This window comes from Kaistella carnis, assembly GCF_003860585.1.
In the GTDB taxonomy this organism is placed as follows: domain Bacteria; phylum Bacteroidota; class Bacteroidia; order Flavobacteriales; family Weeksellaceae; genus Kaistella; species Kaistella carnis.
Map to the genome: position 1 here is coordinate 3,059,038 of NZ_CP034159.1, position 21,041 is coordinate 3,080,078.

Consider the following 21,041-nt stretch of genomic DNA (forward strand, 5'->3'; position numbering starts at 1 on the left):
TCATGAAAAATACAGATCTTTTATCCCTGATTGGTTTTGCGAAAAATAAAAATCAAAAAGCCCAAACGCAGCTCATTAATTTATTTTGGGTCGATGTTTTTAGCTTTGTTATGAAAAAAGTGCAGGACGAGCATATTGCGGATGAACTTACGGTTTCTATATTTTCAAAAGTGTTGTTGAAGTTGGATTTGTATGATCCTAATTTTCAGTTTAAAACCTGGATCCTCACCATTGCCCAAAATTCCATCATCGATTATTGGCGGAAAAAATCCCGGGAAAACGAAGATTCTACCGATAATTTTGATGGCTTTAAAAACCATTTGGCGCTTTCTCCTGAAGAACTTTTAATTTCAGAAGAAGATCAAAAACAAATTTTATCCATTATTGAAAGTTTAGATTCTAATTATAAAGACATTATTCAGTTGCGCTTTTTTGAAGAGAAAAGTATTAAGGAAATCGCCGAAGAGTTAAATTTAACGGTGGCCAACACGAAAGTTAGGATTATGCGGGCGAAAAAATTGCTGGCCGAATTACTGAAGAATAATGAGTTTGAAGATTGATTTCATTCTTTTTTGCGGAATTGTAATGTACCAACCATAACATTATTCCACACACTTTTAGATTCGCGATTATTCCTGGGCTTTCATAAAATGTATTCCAAACCTTATTCGTAAATTTGCTATTTATATTTAAAAATGAACGAAACTCTTACAGATACTACGACTCAAAAACCAAAATGGATTCGCGTAAAACTTCCGACCGGAAAAAATTACCGTGAACTCCGTACTTTGGTAGATAAATATAAACTCAACACCATTTGCCAAAGTGGAAGTTGTCCAAATATGGGCGAATGTTGGGGAGAAGGAACTGCAACTTTTATGATTTTGGGAAACATATGTACCCGAAGCTGTGGATTTTGTGGAGTAAAAACAGGGAAACCTTTAGATGTGAACTGGGACGAGCCGGAAAAAGTAGCGCGGTCAATTAAGCTGATGAAAATCAAGCATGCCGTTTTAACTTCGGTAGACCGTGATGATTTGAAGGATATGGGTTCTATTCTTTGGGCAGAAACAGTGAATGCCGTTCGTCGTATTTCGCCCGGAACAACAATGGAAACTTTAATTCCGGATTTTCAGGGAATTACAAAACACATCGACCGTTTAATAGAAGTTCATCCGGAAGTGATTTCTCACAATATGGAAACCGTTAAAAGATTAACGAGAGAAGTTCGGATTCAGGCTAAATACGAACGTAGTTTAGAAGTTTTATCTTATTTAAAAGAAGCGGGACAAAAAAGAACCAAAACGGGTTTAATGCTTGGTTTAGGTGAAGAAAATGCGGAGGTTTTTCAAACGATTGAAGACATCAGAAATGCAAACGTTGATGTAATCACAATTGGACAATATCTACAGCCAACAAAGAAACATTTACCTGTAAAGAAATTTGTTACGCCCGAAGAGTTCAATGAATTCGGGGATTTCGCCAGAAGTTTAGGTTTCCGTCATGTAGAAAGTTCGCCGTTGGTCAGAAGTTCTTACCACGCTGAAAAACATATTCATTAAAATTTACCCTTCAAAATATTTATAAACGCAGCGATAACATTGCGTTTTTTTATTTCGGTAAAGTATATTTCTTATCTTTAAAAATTAAACTTTAATTATGAAAATCCTTAAAATATTAACCGTTTCATTCTCCTTGTTTTTTGCTTTCTCTTGTCAGGAAAAGAACACAGATGATATTACCAATTTAAATTCTGTAAAATCAACCACAGGCGAATTGACGACTGAAGAGGTAAGTTATGATATTGACGGAAAAACGCACAAATCTTTTGTTGCGTACAAAGGTGATGCAGATCAGGTAAAACCTGTAGTAATGGTTTTACCAGAATGGTGGGGCGTGACTGATTACACAAAAAACAGAGCCAGGCAACTTGCAGAATTAGGATATTTCGCAATGATCGTTGATTATTATGGGGAAGGAAAAACGGTGGATAATCCTGAGGAAGCTGCGAGTTTATCAGGGGAATTTTATAAAGTTCCGATTAATGCAAGATTGAAGTTCGACAAGGCAAAGGCACAACTGCTGAAATTTGATAATGCAGATTATAACAAAATTGCGGTCATTGGTTATTGTTTTGGTGGTGCTCAGGCTTTGAATATGGCCAGATTAGAAGATGATTTGAAAGGAGTCGTTTCTTTCCACGGGAATTTAATGACGGGAATAAAACCGAAAAATAATGAGGTTAAAATTTTAGTCTGTAATGGTCAGGCAGATACCTTCGTTCCGGCCGAAGAAATTGCTGCGTTCAAAAAACAAATGGATTCTGCTAAGATCGATTACAAATTCATTGATTATCCAAATGCCCTTCACTCATTTACCAATCCCGAAGCCACAGCAATTGGAGAAAAGTATAACATAAAAGTCGCTTACAATAAAGAAGCCGATGAGAAATCCTGGAATGATATGAAGACTTTTTTAACTGAAATTTTCAAATAGAAACGAAAATTCCCTATCAAAATTGATAGGGAATTTTTATTTTAGTTAAAAAATATAGATTATGGTTTGAGATATTTTCTCAGTTTCCAAGCCATTTTCTCGTGCTCTTGCATCAGTCCGTTTAGGAAATCTGCGGTTCCTGCATCTTTATGATCTTCTTCCACTTTATCTAAATTCTCACGAAGTGATTTCACGATACTTTCGTGATCAGAAACAAGTTCTTTTAGCATACCTTGCGTATCTGGCACTTTTCCTGGCGTTTCTTTCAGTTGAGATTCCTGTGCAAATTCGGAGGTTGTTCCGATTGCTGTTCCGCCTAAGGTCGCAATTCTTTCAGCAACTTCATCAGCAGCTTCTGCTACTGCATTATATTGATCTTCAAATAACAGATGCAATTCCATAAAGTTATCTCCTGATAAATTCCAGTGAAATTTTCTCAATTTAATGTAAAGAATATTTCCATCAGCCAAAACTGAATTTAAAATTTTGTGTACTGCAGTTAAGTTTTTCTGTGTTATTCCTAAGTCTGGTTTCATATTTTAAATTTTTTAATGTGTTAATATTATACGTGTAAATTACCTTCTCTCCCGTCATCGTTGTCAGATTTCTGTCCTGTAATCGCTGCTGTTGCAAAATGAAGCATAGAAACGAACTTTCCGACTTTTGGCTCCCAATAATAAGTTTCCTCCGGAGTTACTCTGATCACTGAAACATTTGGATCCTCTTTACCATCAAACCACGCATTTGCCATTGGAGTCCATTTTTCTTCAATGGTACTTTTGTCTTTATATATAAATGCTTTCCCTAAAATCGAAAGATATTCAGAATTACCGTTGTTCATAAAATAAAGTTGAACGCGGTTATCTTCTTTAATTTCAAAATTTTTGTGACTTTGCTCGCTGCTCAAAAACCAAAGATTTCCTTCTTCATCGGTCTCTTTCAGGCTCATCGGTCTCGAAGCGTTTGGAATGGTATATAAATCTGTACAGAACATACAGATTCTTGCGCTTTCAGATAGTTTCTTTAAAGTTTCTATGGCTTCTTTTTGACTTAAATTCTCGGTTGACATAAATTTGAATTTTTTTAATGTTAAGAAATGATTCCCCAGAGTTGACGGAATCGAATTTCATTGGTGTTAAATAGATTCAAAAAGCAAACCATTATTCGTTAAAACAAATTTTAAATTGTTAAATTTTTCTTAAATCACATTAATTCGTAATTTTTATGGCAATTTATTGTGGATTTAAAACTGCGGCTTAGTTTTTGATTTTGGACATCTAGAAATATTCATTACCACATTATTTCAAATGTGATCAAAAAATATAAATCATGACTAATTTAAAAAAAATAGCAATTCCCGTGGCAGTCGGTATTTTCGGACTTGCCTTGTTAAGTTCTTGTTCCGTTGGACTTCCGAAAGGAGCATCAGCAGTTCAAAACTTTAATTCTCAAAAGTTTCTGGGTAAATGGTACGAAATCGCACGCTTCGATTACCGGTTTGAGAAAAACATGAACAACGTCACCGCCACTTATTCCAAGAAAGACAACGGAAATATCAAGGTGGATAACAAAGGTTACGATTATGTAAAAAATAAATGGAAAGAAAGTATCGGTGAAGCCAAATTCGTAAAAAATGAAAATATTGGCGAATTAAAAGTCTCTTTTTTCAAACCGATTTGGGCAGGTTACAACGTTATCGATATTGATGAGGATTATAAATATGCTTTAATTGCAGGTAATAATCTGGACTATCTCTGGATTCTTTCCCGTGAGAAAACCATTCCTGCAGAATACAAACAACGGTTTTTGTCAAAAGCAAAAAGTATCGGTTACAACACCGATCAATTGATTTGGGTGGAGCACGATAAATAAGATTTAAATTTATTGGGCAGACATTTCCGCCTTCCGCTCCCGCTTTTTTGTTGCACTTCGTTCCACAAAAAGAGCTTCACTCAAGTCGGGCTGCAAATCCCGCTTGTTTACAAATACTGAATTTTATTTCACTTTCCGGAATAAAATTCAGTATTTTTATATCCTTAAATTCTTTTATGAAAGCAGTCCTTATCACCATCGGCGACGAAATCCTTTCAGGAAATACGGTCGATACCAACTCTAATTTTATCGCTGGCGAACTCAAGAAAATCGGAATTCCTGTGGTTCAGATTTTTACGGTTTCAGATGAAATAGAAAGTATTAAAAATAGTCTGGACGCTGCGTTTAAATTAGGCGATTTAGTCATTGCAACGGGCGGGCTCGGACCCACAAAAGATGATAAAACCAAAACGGCTTTCAAAGAATTTTTCAGCGATGAAATCGTTTTGGATTCGGAAACTTTTGATCATCTTAAAAAATATTTCGAAAAAAGAAATCGAGGACATTTATTAGAGTTGAATAAACCACAGGCCGAAGTTTTAAGCAAAGCCTTTATTTTCCAGAACGAAAACGGCAGCGCTCCTTGCCAGATGATTCAGGAAAATGGCAAGATTGTAATTTCCCTTCCCGGCGTTCCGTACGAAGTGAAACCTTTAATTAAAGATAAGATCATTCCTTTTCTCGCCCAGAAATTCAGTTTAAATCACATCGTAACCCACACCATTTCAGTGGTCGGAATCCCTGAAAGTTTATTGTCAGAACAAATTGAATCCTGGGAACTTGCTTTACCAAATGATATTTCTCTGTCTTATCTTCCCGTCGGAAATCGAATTAAATTACGCCTCACCGCCCAAGGTAAAAGTGAAGAGAAGTTAGAGCAACGAATAGATCAGGAAGTTCAAAAATTAAAACCGATAATCGGCGATAACGTCATTTCTTGGAGCGGCGATAATATCGAAGAGATTTTAAAACAAATTTTGGATGAAAAGAAATTAACTGTTGCCACGGCAGAAAGTTGCACGGGCGGGGAATTATCGAGATTACTCACCTCAATATCGGGCAGTTCAACTTATTTCCTGGGCGGAATTGTGGCTTATGATTATCACAAGAAAATAGAAATCTTAGGCGTTTCAGAAAAAACAATTCAGGACAAAACAGTGGTGTCAGAAGAAGTGGCGGAAGAAATGAGTTTCGGTGCTCAAAAATTATTCAAGACCAATATTTCACTTTCTACAACCGGCGTTTCCGGTCCAAATTCCGATGAATTTAATAATGAAATTGGAACGGCTTTTTATTCTATCCGAGTTAATGATTTCGAGCAAACCAATCGTTTGCATCTCCCGCACTTTGATAGGAACGATTTTGCAAACTTCGTATCACAACGAGTTTTACAGGATTTGGTGGAAATTTTGATTAAGGAAAAATATTAAGTTTTAAAGTTCAAAAATAAGATCCTCCGTAAAAGCAATACAGTCAAAGTCTTCGCAAGATTTCGTATCCAAACCTGTAAATTCACTAAAAGCCGGCAGAATTAATTGATTATCTGAAACTCTAAAACACGGCAGTCGAACTGTTTTTCTTCTTTCCAACTTCACCGTTACGCCGGGATGAAGATGTCCTGAAATCGAATACTCATTTTCGGAATCTAGAGGTTCATGGATAAAAGTAAAAGGTTCAAGTTTCAAAGAATTATCAACAATTGTAATATCCAAATGCTTCAGGAAATCTGCTTTGTGAACGTCGTGGTTTCCTTTAATTAAAATAATTTTTAAAGTTGAATTCTTCGAACGCCACTCTTCGAAAAGTTCGAAATCTTTATTTTTTCCAGCGTGTAAAAAATCGCCCACAATTAATAATTGTTCTGCGGAGAAATTTTCAATTAAAATTGATAAACGTGTTAAATCCTTTTCTAAAATATCCGACGGAATCGGAATTCCATTTTTACGGAAATAGGCTGTTTTTCCAATGTGCAGGTCGCTGATAATGACCGCTTTTTGCTCTTGCCAAAATAAAGCGCGCTGATTGGTGAATACGAGAGTTTGGTTTTGGATTGTTTTTTCTAAAGTCTGCAACGTCATTTTTTCATTTTCTTTTTCATGGCTTCCATTTTCATGCGGAGAATTCGTGCTTTTAAATCTTCACTGCTTAAACTTTGACGTAAACTGTCCACTTTAATCGGGAAACTTAAGGGCGTAAAGGTATTTGAATTTTTAATAATAATTTCACTTTCATGAATTCTCTTAAAGGCTTCCACCAATCTCGCTTCATCAATTTGCTGAAAGAACACTTCCGAATAGGCTTGCTTTAACAGTAGGTTTTCGGGATCAAAATCTTCCAAAACATTAAAGATCAATCCTGAAGATGATTGTAAATTTTTATTATTTTTCTGTTGTCCAGGATAAGTTCGAATGACCATTCCTGAAATAACAGCGATATCACGAAACTTTCGTCTTGCCATTTCTGTTGAATTCACAGATGCCATTACATCTCGAATTAAATTTTCTTTGGATAAAATCTCGTGAATGTTTTCCTCCGTTAAAGGAATTTCCAGTTTCGAAAATAATTCAAATCCGTAATCGTTCATTGCAATCGAAAAAGAAATCGGGGAAATTCTCGAAATTCGATAGGCGATTAAGGCGGACATTACTTCATGAATTAATCTTCCTTCAAATGGATACATAAATAAATGATGACCTTCGCGTGTTTTAATGCGTTCGACCAAAAACTCATTTTCACTTGGAATATGGGAGTTTTCCTGTTGACTCACCAAAAGCGGATGTAAAAATTGCAGTTCTTTTTCTGATGATTTCGCATCCAAAGATTCGGAAAGTTTCTGTCTTAGAAAAACACTTAAGTAAGAAGACATCGGCAATCTTCCACCCAAATAACTTGGCACAATTCCTTTTCCTGTGGAGTTTCGAACATAAACCGTCATTTCTTTGACGTGGGAAACTTCAAGCACGCGTCCGGCCAAAATGAATTTATCATTCTTCTTCAATTTTGAAATAAAATATTCTTCAATCATTCCGACATAACCGCCAGAAAAGAATTTCACCTTCAACATCGAATCGCTGACAATGGCGCCAATATTCATTCTGTGCAACATCGCAATTCGGCGGGAAGTTACTTTGTACAAGCCATTTTCAATAACAACCTTGTGATATTCTTCGTAATTTTTTAATTTTCCACCGACCGTTATAAATGTTAAAATCCAATTCCATTCTTCAGGAGATAAATCTCTAAAAGCATTAGTTGATGTAATTTGTTTGTAGGTTTGCTTTTCGTCAAATCCATCGCCTACAGCCAAAGTCAAAACAAACTGAAGCAAAACATCATAACATAAAACCAGAGGTTCACGCGGCTCAATCTTATTTTGTTTTACGGCTTCCTTTAAAGCAGCAACTTCAATTAATTCTAAGGAATGCGTGGGAACGAAATATATTTTAGAAGTTTCAAAAGGCGAGTGTCCACTTCGTCCGGCACGTTGGAGAAATCTGGCAATTCCTTTGCTGGAACCAATTTGAATCACGGTATCGACAGGTTTAAAATCAACGCCTAAATCTAAAGATGAGGTTGAAATAACGGCTTTCAAATATCCTGAAGATAAATTTTCTTCAATCCAAATTCGAATATCTTTATCTACGGAACTGTGATGAATCGCGATTTGTCCTGCAAAATCCGGATGCGTATTCAGCAAAACCTGATACCACATCTCCGCCTGACTTCTCGTATTCGTAAAAACCAAAGTCGTTTGACTTTCTAGAATAATGGGAATAATCTTATCGGCGAGTTTTGTTCCCAAATGTCCGGCCCAAGGAAGAACTTCAACAGCATCTGGAAAGACGGATTTGATTTCGATCTTCTTTTTTTCCTTCGCAACGACTTTTGTTTTTTTGATGTCATAAGGAATAAGAACGTTCATCGCTTCCTCTAAATTCCCGATGGTTGCTGTAATTCCCCAGATCCGTAGTTTTTTCTGATAACTGAAAATACGAGAAACGGCAAGTTCGGTCATAACGCCTCGTTTTGAACTGAGCAATTCATGCCATTCGTCGACAACTATACATTGTAGACTTTTAAAGAATTTTTGATGTTGTTTCTGAGCGATAAGTAAATGCAAACTTTCGGGCGTGATAATTAAAATATCAGGCATTTTTTTAGTTTGCTTTGCTCTGTCTTTCGTAGAGGTATCTCCATTTCGAACTGCAACTTCCCAATCTAAACCAATTTCTTCCAAAGCCTCGCTCATTGCTTTTGCGATATCTTTTGCTAAAGCGCGAAGTGGTGTAATCCACAATAATTTCATTCCGGTCTTGTAATTCGCCGGATGATTCATATAATCGATGACTACCGCTAAAAAGACGGAGAATGTTTTACCAAAACCTGTTGGAGCAATGACCATTCCTGAATAATTGTTGGAAAATTTAAACCAGGTTTCAGACTGAAAACCAAATGGTTCCCGATCTTTTTTATCCATCCATTTTTTAATGATCTGGAAACCTGTGGAGTTTTTAAATTTTTCGGTCATTCAGATTTTTAAATATTGGCTTAAACTCTAATAACACAAATGATTACACTAATGTCGCAAATGAATATTAAAATATGAAATTATCTTTTAAAAGGTAATTTCAATTTCTTTTCTGCTCTTTTGATTAACTTTAGAAGAGGCAAATTTTGGGACTTTTACTTCTTCTTATTTATTAATTTTTTAATGGAATCAGTGAATCTTCAATTTGTGGTTTATAAAAATTAGGTGATCAGTTTTTTAATTTCTTCGAGTTCATCAATTTCTTCTACAGTTTTATCGCGACGCCAGCGGACAATTCGGGGGAATCTCAAAGCCACGCCACTTTTATGTCGGCTGCTAAAACCAATTCCTTCAAAAGCGATTTCAAAAACAAGTTCAGGTTTTACGGTTCGAACCGGACCGAACTTTTCAATGGCATTTTTATTCACAAACTTGCTGACTTCCATGATTTCCTTGTCGGTCAATCCGGAGTATGCTTTTGCAATTGTGACTAATTTATCTTCGTTTTTAACGGCAAAAGTATAATCGGTGTAATAATTACTACGTCGTCCGGAACCTTTTTGCGCATAAATTAAAACGGCGTCAATCGTAAGTGGACTGACTTTCCATTTCCACCAATCGCCTTTTTTTCGACCGGCATGATAGTGAGAATTGAGTTCTTTCAACATCAAACCTTCGGAGTTATTGTCACGGGAATTTTCCCGAACGTCGGCTAAATCTTCCCAAGTTTCTGCGTGAACGATTTCAGAAATTCTAATTCTTTCAACGGGAGAATTTTTAATTAAATTTTCTAAAAGCAATCTTCTTTCAGATAAAGGTTTTTCTCTCAAATCTTCAAATTCCAGTTCTAAAATATCGTAAACAAAAATATGAACCGGAAGTTCTTCCAGCATTTTCTTTGGAATAGTTTTTCGGTTCAAACGTTTTTGTAATTCATTAAAATTAAGAACTTTATCATCTTTAACAACGAGAATTTCTCCATCAATGGCAAAATTTCCTTCTACCTCTTTTAAAGCAGAAACTATTTCAGGAAACTGTTCGGTTACTAATTCTTCACCGCGAGACCAAATGAAAATTTCATCATTACGTTTAATAAATTGTCCACGGATTCCATCCCATTTAAATTCTGCCAGCCAGTTTTTTCGGTCGCCTAAATCCTGCGTTTCTTTCTCTAAAGGATAAGCCAGACAAAACGGATAAGGCTTGGATTCATCGGGATTAATATTGGTTCCCTGAATCAAATCATCAAAATTTTCTTCCTCCATTTTCCATTTTCCCATGATGGAATGCATCAGGATATTTCCATCAACACCGGAAAATTTAGCAAGAGCATTAATTAATAATTTTTTAGAAACTCCAATACGGAAACTGCCGCCAATTAATTTATTAAAAATGAAACGTTCCACATGGTTCAGACCATTCCAGGATTCTAGAACATATTTTTTCTTCTCTTCATCAGTTTGATCTTTTAAGGCAATGAGTTCCGTCATCCATTGTGTTAAAGATTTATCGATTTCGTTTTCAGCATTGGGCAAAATAAGTGATAATGTCTCACCCAAATCGCCCACGGAAGAGTAGGATTCAATAAAAAGCCATTCCGGAAGTTGCGTAATTTCTAAAGCCCATTGTTTTAAAAGATTCGTATTAACCGGTCTTTTCGGGCGCTTACCCGTAAACAAAGCCAAAAACCACAACTTATCGTTGGCTTCTGCTGTTTGCAGGTAGTAAACCATTGCCTCTACTTTCGCAGTGGTTTTATTCGTGCTGTCGAGCGCATTGATGAGTTGGGCAAAATCTTTCATTTAGTTTTCTATCAATTCTTTTTCATTGGTTTCTTCGTCGCCAAAAATGGTTTTTAACTCCACGGCGTTGATTCCAATTTCGTTTAAATATTTTGAAAAAACAGCGGTTTGTCCGTGAGTCACGTAGACTTTTTCGGCCTCGGTCGCTTTTACGGTCTCGATTAATCCAGTCCAGTCGGCATGATCGGAAATAGCGAAACCTGCATCTGCAGAACGCCAACGGCGAGAACCACGAACCTGCATCCAGCCGGAACATATCGCTGTCGCACGATTTGGAATTTTTTTAATAATGTTAGAATCAAACAGAGCCGGCGGTAAAATCACAATTTCTCCATCAGCATGTTTTACACTTTCCTGAAAATCCAGTGTTTCATATTCCGGTAAATCAATTCCGACGGATTCCATCCCTTCGTTAAGTTTCCCGATAGAGCGGTGGACAAAAATTTTTCCACTTCCTTCGATCGACTTCATAATTCTTTGGGCTTTTCCTAAAGAGTAACCGATGAACACTGATGTTTTTCCATTCTCTTTATTCTGTTGAACCCAAGTCTGCATTAATTTTGCATATTCCTGAGGCTTTAACCAATGATATATCGGAAGTCCAAATGTGCTTTCTGTGATAAATTCATTGCATTTTACCAATTCAAAAGGTGTTGATAATCCATCGTCATCTGTTTTGTAATCGCCGGAAAAGACGATCACATATCCTTTATATTCCATTCTAATCTGTGCAGAACCAATGATATGTCCCGCGGGAAACATCGAAACTTTTACTCCATTAATGTTGAGTTCTTCGCCATAACCAATGGTTTGAATCTCAATGTCTGGACCGATTCTATGTTTTAAAATAGGTTTGGTAAAATGATGACACAAGTATTTTTTCATTCCCCAACGTGCGTGATCCCCGTGACCATGAGAAATCACAGCAAGATCAACTGGTTTCCATGGATCGATATAGAACTTTCCCGGAATGCAATAGATTCCTTTGTCGGTCAGGCGTATAAAAGTTGGATTTTTCAATAAGAGTTTTACGGTTTTAAAGCGAAAATTAAGCCAATAATTAGGTGATTTTTCATACTTTCAAAATTGAATACTAAATTTTTAAAATTTAAAACATTGAATTTATTTTCTAATTTTAATGATGATATTTCATCGAAAGTGTAATTTAGAGTTGTTTTAAATAGTAAAACAGACAATTTGCCTATTAATAGTTAAGATTACTGAATAAAGTTTAATATATTTGTTATGTGAGTTTTTAGAAGAGAATTAACCTTTTATTTAAATTTGATGGAAAAGTTCGTTGGTTTTTTAATGATGTTGTTATTGCCGTTTGTGGCGTACAGTCAACAAAATTTGAGTGCTGACGAACTATTTGTGGAAGCGCGCAAGGCTGCTTTCGACAAAAAGGATTATCCAACTTCCATCAAACTTGCCAAGCAAGCATTGGAAAGAGCTCCGGAATATACTGATATCTCTGTTTTTTTAGGACGTGTTTATACCTGGAACGATGATCTCAGTTCAGCACGAGCTGTTTTTGAAGGTCTTCAGAAAAGAATTAATAAAAGTTCCGAAAAACCAATGACACCATTCAAAGGGGTTCTGATTTCATGACTCATGTTCGCTAAAAATTCAGATTTTGCTCGGCTGGCAATATCCGCCATTTCCTTCGCCTTTTTAAGATCTTCATTTATTTTTATATAGTCCGTAATATTCCTGGCCGACACGATAATACCGCCTATGACACCTTCTGAAAGATACCACGGACTCACTTCAATATCGTAATTTTGCAACTCGTCGCGATCAGAAAGTTGAAGCGCTATATTTTCATTTTTATAGGTTTTACCTATTAATGCATCCAGATAAATTTTTGATCGTTCTTTGGGGATATTTGGTGAAACGGAAAAAATGTGTTTGCCGATAATTTCAGAATTATTCATATAAAACTCTTTTTCCCAGGATTTACTTACCGATAGATAATTGAGTGTCCGGTCAAACATGGCGATAGAAACAGGAGTATATTTTATAAATGACTGCAACATGGCTTCTTTTTTTTCCAGTTCCAGATAAGTTTTTTTAGCAACATCAATATCCTGAATAATTCCAAAAACTTTGGTGCAGACGCCATCGTTAAATTCTGGAAGACCTTTCACTCTTACCCAAATCAAAATACCATCTGCGCGCAGCAATTGAAGTTCTTCATCGTAGGGTTTTCCTTCCTGTATTGCTCTGTCCATTAAACGGTTAAGTTTATCACTGCTTTCTAGTGGATATAATCCGACCGCATTTTCAAACGTAGGTATAAAATCGGGCTTAACTTTGTGAATATTTCTTACGGACTGCGACCAGTAAAGGGTGTTTTTTTTAAGATTTAATTCCCATCCGCCAACTTGAGCTACGTCATCGGTCTGTGCCAGTATTTTCGTGGTGTACATTAAATCTTTCTCGAAAGCCATTCTTTCCGTAACATTGAGAGCGCTGGTTACCACATAAGGCTGTCTCTCTTCATCTGTTTCCAGTATATTGTGATACATCCAAATTAGCTCTTCATCATTTTTACTCTGAAAAAGCATGTTTCCTATATCTTCCTTGTTTGCCGCAATTCGCTCCAAATACTCCTTGAGAGCGGGCCACGCTTTTTTGGGAACAAAATCTTTTAAATTTAAACCCTTGACCTCGTCTTCAGAATAATTAAGCAAGTCCAAACCTTTTTGGTTAATGCCCAAAATATTTCCTTTTAAATCGTGCATACCCATTAATCCAATCGAATTCTGGAAATTTTTTTTAAACCTTCTTTCAGAGATTTTGAGGTTTGGGTTTTCTTTAGTTTGAGGGGTGGTGTTCCGTCCAAAGCAAAAAATTTCAGCATGATTTTGGTTTTGCTTTAGTATCCATTCAATGACAATCGTAGTATCAGGATCAATGGCCGTTGAGGTGGTGAATGATATTTTTCCTTTTGTAGCAAGAGTTTCCGACAGCGTTTCCATTTCTGTTTCCTTGTCGCCCAACACTTTCAGAAAATTTTGATGAAGAACATTCTCTTTTTCGATTTGAAATAGTTCTTCAAAAGCAGGATTTAGATCTTTTAGCTCGAAATCCGCATCAAGCACGCACATAAGATTATTGGTAGATTTAAAAGTCAGTTCAAAATAGTCAGACTGAATATTTTTTTCTTATCGGTTAAAATTTTTGCTGCAGCTTCGCCCATTTTTTGAAGCGCAGTTATTTGTCGAAGTGTTAGTCTTTTTGGTCGATAATCAGCCACGCATAATGTGCCTAATGCATATCCTTCTTCATCTAAAAGTGGAGCCCCTAAATAGAAACGAATTTCTTCCTCCAAAATAATCTGGTTTTGAGAGGAACGTTCGTCCAGCAACGTATCATTGATGATCAACAGTTCTTTACTTGCAATTACGTACTTGCAGATGGTGTCTTCCCGTTTTACAGAATCTAATGGAAAGCCAATACTGCTTTTTATATTTTGCGAATCTTCCGCCATTACAGAGATACATGAAATCGGGCAATCTGCGATAAAGCTTGCACCTACCGAAAAAGCGTCTAACTCTGCGTCCTTACCCAAATGCAATAAATCCAAAAATTTTAATTTCTGGATACGTTGTTCTTCGTTATCTGGGAGTAGACTTGTATTCATATATCTAAATAAGATGTGAGAAAATTATTTAAGGCGCGAATAGTAATCAAAGATAGTGATTTTGAAGGAAATTTAAAATAATACGCGAAATAAAATAAAATCGTTAAAATTAACTAGTGATTTTTAATTATTGTTTTATAAAAGTTATAATGTGTTATCATTATGTTAAAATTATTTTAGTTATTTCAGCAGTAGAGATCAGTAAGATATTTATATGTGAAATAAACTTCATGGTATAACGTTATAGTTACTTTAAATTTAGTATTATGAAAAAAATAGCAGTTGGATTAATGTTGGGTCTTATCCAACTTTCTTATGCTCAGTTCAGTAGGAACGTGGGTGAGTTTTCTTCCTTAAAAGTGTATGATAAAATTACGGTTACACTTGTTCCAGGTAATGAAAATAAAGTTGAAAGTTCCAGTCCCGATGCTGATGTAGAAACGGTAAATAAAAATGGCGAGTTAAAAATAAGAATGACACCGGCTAAAATATTACAGGGAAATCAGGTTTCGGTAAAAGTGTATTATCAGAATTTAAATGATCTTCAGGCGAGCCAAGGTTCATCAATCAGTTCGAACAAAACTTTGCAAACGAAGATGTTAACTTTAACTTCTAATGAAGGGTCTAAAATTAAACTGGAAATTGATACGGGAAAACTGAATGCGAAAACCAATTCAGGCGGTGAGATTGTCCTCACGGGAAGTGCAGATTATCAAGATATTGTAGTGAACTCCGGTGGTAAATTTAATGGTCAGAATTTAGAATCACTAACGGCAACCATTTCGGCAAATGCCGGCGGAATAGCGGAAGTATTTGCATCTGAATCTGTAAATGCTACGACCAGAGCAGGCGGCCTTATTGATGTTTATGGTGATCCCGAAGACCGAAAGTTTAAAAATGTCATCGGCGGAAAAATTAATTTTAAATAAAATATATAGTCATTCAAAATTGAATGACTTTTTTAGCGGTAAAATGTAACATATAAAAGTTTTTTCTGACTAAATAATAAAGTTTGTTCTATGAAAAATTTAAATATAAGCATCCTGGCATTTGCCGGAATTATTGCGCTCAACTCTTGTGCCTCAAAAGTGGTGACTGCACCCGAAACGACAACGGCGCCTGCGGAAAATGTGAAAGAGATACCGGAGAAAGGATTAGATTTCACCACCTTCGATAAATCGGTTCGTCCGCAAGACGATTTCTACAATTTCGTGAATGGAAGCTGGATGAAGACTGCGACAATTCCTGCCGATAAATCCACTTGGGGATCTTTTAATAAACTGGGCGAGGATACCGATAACAATGCAATGACGATTTTGAATTCTTTGCTGAATGATAAATTCGCCGCCGGAAGTGAAGGTAAGAAAATTCAGGATCTGTACGGAACCTACATGAATATGGATAAGAGAAATGCAGACGGATTAACGCCGATCAAAGCAGATTTATCTAAAATTGATGCCATAAAAAACTTGACCGACCTTCAGAACTATCTTAATGCCGCGACCAAAAACGGAGAGAATCCTTTTTACGCCTGGGGAATAGATGCCGATTTGAAAGATTCTAAAATGAATGCCGTTTATTTAGGAAACGCAGATTTAGGAATGGGTCGTGATTATTACCAGAAAGTAAATGAAAAAAATACAGAAGCACTTGCAGAATATACCAAATATGTAGCCTCGATGCTCGAGGTATTAGGCTATAAAAATTCTGCCGCGACAGCAAAGAATATTGTGGCATTCGAAAAAAGTATTGCTCAAAGTTACCTGACAAATGAGCAGATCCGTGATGCGACCTTGCAGTACAATCCAAAAACGATGACGCAGCTTTCGGCGATGGTTAAAAATGTAAACCTTCCGAAATACTTAACTTCAGTTGGTGTAAATACCGATCGTGTGATCGTTGGAGAGTTGAAATATTACGAAAATCTTGATAAATTCATCAATACGAAGAATATTGAATTGATCAAAGATTACATGAAATTTCACTTAATCTCATCTAACGCCAGTTATCTGTCTCAGAATTTAGATGATATGAAATTTAATTTCTACAGCAAATATTTAAGAGGACAGCAGGAACAAAGAGCCATGAACAAACGCGGCTATCAAGTGATCAACGGCGTTCTTGGGGAAGCTTTCGGAAAACTTTATGTCGAGAAATATTTCCCGGCCGAAGCAAAAGCACAGATGGTCGAATTGATTGGTTATCTGAAGAAAAGTTTCGCATCTCACATCACTAATTTAACATGGATGTCTCCCGTAACGAAAGAAAAAGCCTTAAACAAGCTTAATAAATTCACCGTGAAAGTGGCGTATCCGGATAAATGGAAAGACTACTCAAAATTAACCATCAATTCTGAGGCAGAAGGTGGAAGTCTGTATAAAAATCTTCAGAATGTAAACGAGTGGCAATACCAGAAAGATCTAGCGAAAATCGGAAAACCCGTAGACAGAACCGAATGGGGAATGTCGCCACAAACCGTAAACGCGTATTACAATCCATTAAATAACGAAATCGTATTCCCGGCTGCAATTTTACAACCGCCGTTCTTCAATCCAAATGCCGATGCTGCTATTAATTTTGGTGGAATTGGAGCCGTGATCGGCCACGAAATGACGCATGGTTTTGATGATTCGGGTGCACAGTTTGATGCCGATGGAAACCTTGTAGACTGGTGGACTGCCGAAGACAAAGCCAACTTTGAAAAAGCAACCAAATCCCTTGCTGCACAGTATGGAACCTATGAACCCGTAAAAGGAACTTTCGTAAATGGGGAATTTACCAATGGGGAAAATATCGCGGATTTAGGCGGTGTTAATATCGCTTATGATGCGCTTCAAATGTATTTGAAAGACAAAGGAAACCCGGGAGAAATTAGTGGCTATACACAAGATCAAAGATTCTTTATGAGTTGGGCAACCGTTTGGAGAACTCTTCAAAAAGAAGCCGCTTTGGTCAATCAAATTAAAACAGATGAGCACTCACCGGGGCTTTACCGCGCCTTTGGTCCTCTCGTAAATACCGATGCTTTTTACAAAGCTTTCGATGTGAAACCCGGAGATAAATTATATAAAAAACCCGAAGACCGAATTAAGATCTGGTAATATCTAGATATAAACTACTATAGAAATCACTCAATTTATTTTGGGTGATTTTTTTTGGGCGTATCCTTCAGTCGGCATTGGTACGCAATCCCGAAACATCGGGATCACGTCCCACTCCCTCTTTCAGGTCGGGCTTTCCGCTGTATCTTTTTTTTGCCCACACCAAAAACACTCCAAAAAAAAGGATGTCGCTCCAATCCCTTACGCAGGCAGAAACCCTCCAGAGAAGTCACCTTTAAAATTCAAAATATTTGCTATCTTTGAAATAATCAATAAAGTCTTACGAATCGTCATTCCAAAATCTTGCGAACAAAGATTGAGAAGATTTGCGATTAAGAAAAGACCATTAAAAAACAATAATATTTACTTATGAAAAGAATCACCATCGCAGCCCTCGCTTTTACGGGAGTTGTTTTACTGAATTCGTGTTCAACTACTAAAGTTACCACCACCGAAACGGAAACTACAGTAACTACCGATGTAAAACCGACCTCAATGAAAGAAGAAGGTCTCAACCTTTCTTATATGGATACTACCGTTCGTCCACAAGACGATTTCTTTAATTATGTCAACGGAAACTGGATGAAAACTGCCGAGATTCCAGCTGATAAATCAAGTTGGGGAAGCTTTAATGCCTTGCGTGAAGATGTTGATAACTCCTCTTTAGAAATTCTAAATAAAATCTTAACCGATAAGTTTGCAGCCGGTTCCGAAGGTCAGAAAATCCAGAGTTTGTACGGAACTTTTATGGATTGGGATAAGAGAAATGCCGATGGTATCAATCCGATTAAAGGTGATTTGCAAAAAATCGACAATATTAAAACCGTTGCGGATCTCCAGAATTATTTAACTTCTGCAACAAAAACAGGAGATAATCCATTCTATGCGTGGCGTGTAGGAGCCGATATGAAAAACTCCGTGATGAATGCCGTGTACTTAGGCGGAGCTTCTTTAGGTTTAGGGCGTGATTATTACCAAAAAGAGAATGAGGCCAATGCCAAAACTTTAGCAGAATATAAAAATTATCTGGCGCAATTGTTTACGACCATCGGTTATAAAAACGCCGATCAAACTGCACAACGTGTTGTCGCTTTTGAAAAACAACTGGCCAATGATATGTTGACCAACGAACAAAACAGGGATGCGAATCTGCGTTATAATCCTAAAACTTTACCGGAACTTTCAAAGTTGGTGACGCATGTTAATTTACCAAAATATCTTGTCGATGCAGGCGTGAAAACCGATAAAGTCATCGTAAGCGAGCTGAAATATTACCAGAATATGGATTCCTGGATGAACGAAAGAACGCTTCCGTTGATCAAGGAATATATGAAAGCCAGAATGATTTCTTCTAACGCCGGAAATCTGGACAAAACTTTAGATGATCTGAATTTTAATTTCTATTCTAAATATCTTCAGGGTCAGCAGGAACAAAGAGCCATGAACAAAAGAGGTTTGGGCATTATCAATGGTGTTTTAGGCGAAGCTTTCGGAAAATTGTATGTAGATCAATATTTCCCGGCAGAGGCAAAACAGCAGATGGAAACGTATATCGACTATCTAAAAAAATCGTTCAAGCAACATATCGACGAGAATGACTGGATGTCACCCGAAACAAAATTAAAAGCTCAGGATAAACTGGCGAAATTCTCTGTTAAAATTGCCTATCCGGATACCTGGAAAGATTACTCCAAACTGCAGTTAACGGGACCAGCCGAAGGCGGGACTTATTATAAAAACTTACAGAATATCACTGCTTGGCAATACGCGAAGAATCTGGAAAAAGTAGGAAAACCGGTTGATAAAACCGAATGGGGAATGGCACCACAAACAGTAAATGCTTACTACAGTGGTTCTAACAACGAGATCGTTTTCCCGGCCGCAATTCTTCAGCCTCCGTTCTTTAACTTCAAGGCAGATCCTGCTGTTAACTTCGGTGGAATTGGAGCCGTAATAGGTCACGAAATCGGTCACGGATTTGATGATTCAGGTTCAAGATTCGATGGTGATGGAAACCTAAACAACTGGTGGACAGATGCTGACCGTAAAAACTTCGACGCGAAAGTGGGACAACTTGCCGCTCAGTACGATAAATACGAACCGGTAAAAGGAAGTTTCGTTAACGGTAAATTTACGAGCGGAGAAAATATTGGTGATTTAGGTGGAGTAGCGGTTGCTTACACTGCGCTTCAAATGTATCTGAAAGATCATGGTGATCCGGGATTAATCAGTGGTTTCACTCAGGATCAAAGATTCTTTATGAGTTGGGCTACAGTTTGGAGAACCAAATCTACAGAGCAGTACATGGTGAATCAAGTGAAAACCGATCCGCATTCCCCAGGTTATTTCCGGGCATTTGCTCCTTTGGTGAATCAGGATTCATTCTATAAAGCTTTCGACATTAAACCTGGTGATAAATTATACAAAGCACCGGAAGAAAGAATCAAAATTTGGTAAGAACCGAATTCTAAATAATTCCAAACCCTTTCAGTCTTTAATGGCTGAAAGGGTTTTTTTATTTAAGATGAAGTTGGTGTGTTTTTAACTAAAATTTATCTTCTAATAAATTCTGTGATATCTTTTATTTCTTGTAACGTTTTAGTTGAAATTACCACTTATTGTTTAATGAATAGGTCAGTAACGCTTATTGTTCCAAATCTAATTTTTTTTTACAAAAACAGAATATGAGTACTAATATAATTGAAATTCAAAATTTGAATTTCGGATTCGATAAAACGAAATTGATATTGAAAGACGTCAGTTTAATGGTTCCGAAAGGTTCCATTTACGGGTTCTTAGGTTCTAATGGTGCCGGGAAATCTACGACAATGCGTTTGATAATGGGACTTTTCAATGATGATCACCATTCTGTGAAAGTATTTGATACTTCAGTTTCAGATTTATATCCAGAAGGTTTTAGTAGAATTGGGTCATTGATTGATTATCCTGCTTTTTACGATCATCTGTCGGGTTACGATAATTTAAAAATAGTCTGTATTCTTCGAAATTTGAACGAAGCTAAAATTGATGAAATATTAGAACTCGTTGGTCTTTCTGAGGCCCGGAATATTAAAATGAAAAAATATTCTTTGGGAATGAAACAACGACTTGCGATTGGTTTAGCTTTAATCAGTGATCCGGAATTGTTGGTTTTAGATGAGCCTGTAAATGGTCTTGATCCCAATGGAATGAAGGAAGTACGTGAACTTTTAATTAAATTGAATCAAGAACATGGTGTTACTGTTTTTATTTCCAGTCACTTGCTTTTAGAAATAGAAAAAATGGTAACGCACATCGGAATTATCTCTCATGGCGAAATTAAATTTCAGGGAAGTAAGGAAGAGCTCAATGAACTGTATCGCTTTCAAAAAACAAAATTCAGTTTAAAAAATGCCAAAAGTTTTGAAGCTCTTTTGGCAGAAAATTATCAGGTAGAATTTAAGAATGAAACAGATTGTGAGATCGTAACAAGTTCGCCGCACCAAATTGCTGAAATCAATAAAATTTTGGTTAATAATGGTGCCCAGATTTATCAGATTTCTCCAGCTGGAGGTTTGGAAGAATGGTTTATGGAAATTTCAAAACAAAATTAA

At 36.6% G+C, this 21,041-nt stretch carries 18 protein-coding genes; 10 read left to right on the forward strand and 8 right to left on the reverse strand.

The annotated features are described in order from the left end of the window. Positions 1-2: 2 nt before the first annotated feature. From EIB73_RS14190 to EIB73_RS14200, 3 genes are all read left to right on the forward strand, one after another. The gene (locus EIB73_RS14190) at positions 3-560 is read left to right on the forward strand and encodes an RNA polymerase sigma factor (RefSeq protein WP_125025891.1); all 558 of its coding nucleotides are present in this window, start codon (positions 3-5) and stop codon (positions 558-560) included. 135 nt (positions 561-695) lie between these two features. Beyond that, complete coding sequence (gene lipA, locus EIB73_RS14195) at positions 696-1,562, forward strand: lipoyl synthase (RefSeq protein WP_125025892.1); 867 nt, start codon at positions 696-698, stop codon at positions 1,560-1,562. A gap of 97 nt (positions 1,563-1,659) precedes the next feature. Further along, positions 1,660-2,496, forward strand: a complete 837-nt coding sequence (locus tag EIB73_RS14200; RefSeq protein WP_125025893.1) for a dienelactone hydrolase family protein — start codon at positions 1,660-1,662, stop codon at positions 2,494-2,496. Between the two features lie 59 nt (positions 2,497-2,555). On the opposite strand, the gene EIB73_RS14205 is transcribed toward EIB73_RS14200, so the two are convergent. Together EIB73_RS14205 and EIB73_RS14210 are read right to left on the reverse strand one after the other, a co-directional pair. Next, positions 2,556-3,032: a Dps family protein gene (locus EIB73_RS14205; RefSeq protein ID WP_125025894.1), complete on the reverse strand. Its 477-nt coding sequence runs from the start codon at positions 3,030-3,032 to the stop codon at positions 2,556-2,558. A 26-nt stretch (positions 3,033-3,058) separates the two neighbouring features. Beyond that, positions 3,059-3,565, reverse strand: coding sequence for a pyridoxamine 5'-phosphate oxidase family protein (locus EIB73_RS14210; protein WP_125025895.1), 507 nt, complete (start codon positions 3,563-3,565; stop codon positions 3,059-3,061). A 260-nt stretch (positions 3,566-3,825) separates the two neighbouring features. Here EIB73_RS14210 and EIB73_RS14215 point away from each other — a divergent pair, with 260 nt between their 5' ends. Beyond that, positions 3,826-4,368, forward strand: coding sequence for a lipocalin family protein (locus EIB73_RS14215; RefSeq protein WP_125025896.1), 543 nt, complete (start codon positions 3,826-3,828; stop codon positions 4,366-4,368). A gap of 176 nt (positions 4,369-4,544) precedes the next feature. After that, entirely contained in the window at positions 4,545-5,798 is a 1,254-nt protein-coding gene (locus EIB73_RS14220) for a CinA family nicotinamide mononucleotide deamidase-related protein (protein WP_125025897.1), read from the forward strand. 3 nt (positions 5,799-5,801) lie between these two features. Here EIB73_RS14220 and pdeM read toward each other — a convergent pair whose 3' ends face one another. The 4 genes from pdeM to EIB73_RS14240 form a co-directional block, all read right to left on the reverse strand. After that, on the reverse strand, positions 5,802-6,446 hold the full coding sequence (gene pdeM / locus EIB73_RS14225; RefSeq protein WP_125025898.1) for a ligase-associated DNA damage response endonuclease PdeM: 645 nt from the start codon (positions 6,444-6,446) through the stop codon (positions 5,802-5,804). After that, positions 6,443-8,896 (reverse strand): ligase-associated DNA damage response DEXH box helicase, encoded by a 2,454-nt coding sequence (locus tag EIB73_RS14230; protein WP_228411251.1) that lies wholly within the window; start codon positions 8,894-8,896, stop codon positions 6,443-6,445. The genes pdeM and EIB73_RS14230 overlap by 4 nt, the downstream gene beginning before the upstream one ends. 221 nt (positions 8,897-9,117) lie before the next feature. After that, a complete protein-coding gene (locus tag EIB73_RS14235) occupies positions 9,118-10,698 on the reverse strand; it encodes an ATP-dependent DNA ligase (protein WP_125025899.1) in 1,581 nt (526 codons plus the stop codon). Beyond that, entirely contained in the window at positions 10,699-11,718 is a 1,020-nt protein-coding gene (locus tag EIB73_RS14240; RefSeq protein WP_125025900.1) for a ligase-associated DNA damage response exonuclease, read from the reverse strand. It abuts the gene before it with no gap. Positions 11,719-11,985: 267 nt separating this feature from the next. Between EIB73_RS14240 and EIB73_RS14245 the strand changes: the two genes are divergently transcribed. Next, a complete protein-coding gene (locus tag EIB73_RS14245; protein WP_125025901.1) occupies positions 11,986-12,309 on the forward strand; it encodes a tetratricopeptide repeat protein in 324 nt (107 codons plus the stop codon). Here EIB73_RS14245 and EIB73_RS15335 read toward each other — a convergent pair. Both EIB73_RS15335 and EIB73_RS14255 read right to left on the reverse strand, forming a co-directional pair. Next, the gene (locus tag EIB73_RS15335) at positions 12,243-13,811 is read right to left on the reverse strand and encodes a PAS domain-containing protein (RefSeq protein WP_125025902.1); all 1,569 of its coding nucleotides are present in this window, start codon (positions 13,809-13,811) and stop codon (positions 12,243-12,245) included. The two genes, EIB73_RS14245 and EIB73_RS15335, sit on opposite strands and share 67 nt — an antisense overlap. 23 nt (positions 13,812-13,834) lie before the next feature. Then, positions 13,835-14,347: a GAF domain-containing protein gene (locus tag EIB73_RS14255; RefSeq protein WP_125025903.1), complete on the reverse strand. Its 513-nt coding sequence runs from the start codon at positions 14,345-14,347 to the stop codon at positions 13,835-13,837. A 266-nt stretch (positions 14,348-14,613) separates the two neighbouring features. On the opposite strand from EIB73_RS14255, the gene EIB73_RS14260 reads away from it, so the two are divergent. The 4 genes from EIB73_RS14260 (at position 14,614) to EIB73_RS14275 (ending at position 21,041) form a co-directional block, all read left to right on the forward strand. Continuing rightward, a complete protein-coding gene (locus tag EIB73_RS14260) occupies positions 14,614-15,276 on the forward strand; it encodes a head GIN domain-containing protein (RefSeq protein ID WP_125025904.1) in 663 nt (220 codons plus the stop codon). Positions 15,277-15,366: 90 nt separating this feature from the next. Then, a complete protein-coding gene (locus EIB73_RS14265; protein ID WP_125025905.1) occupies positions 15,367-17,448 on the forward strand; it encodes a M13 family metallopeptidase in 2,082 nt (693 codons plus the stop codon). A gap of 369 nt (positions 17,449-17,817) precedes the next feature. Next, on the forward strand, positions 17,818-19,905 hold the full coding sequence (locus tag EIB73_RS14270) for a M13 family metallopeptidase (protein ID WP_125025906.1): 2,088 nt from the start codon (positions 17,818-17,820) through the stop codon (positions 19,903-19,905). A gap of 227 nt (positions 19,906-20,132) precedes the next feature. Beyond that, positions 20,133-21,041: an ABC transporter ATP-binding protein gene (locus tag EIB73_RS14275; protein ID WP_125025907.1), complete on the forward strand. Its 909-nt coding sequence runs from the start codon at positions 20,133-20,135 to the stop codon at positions 21,039-21,041.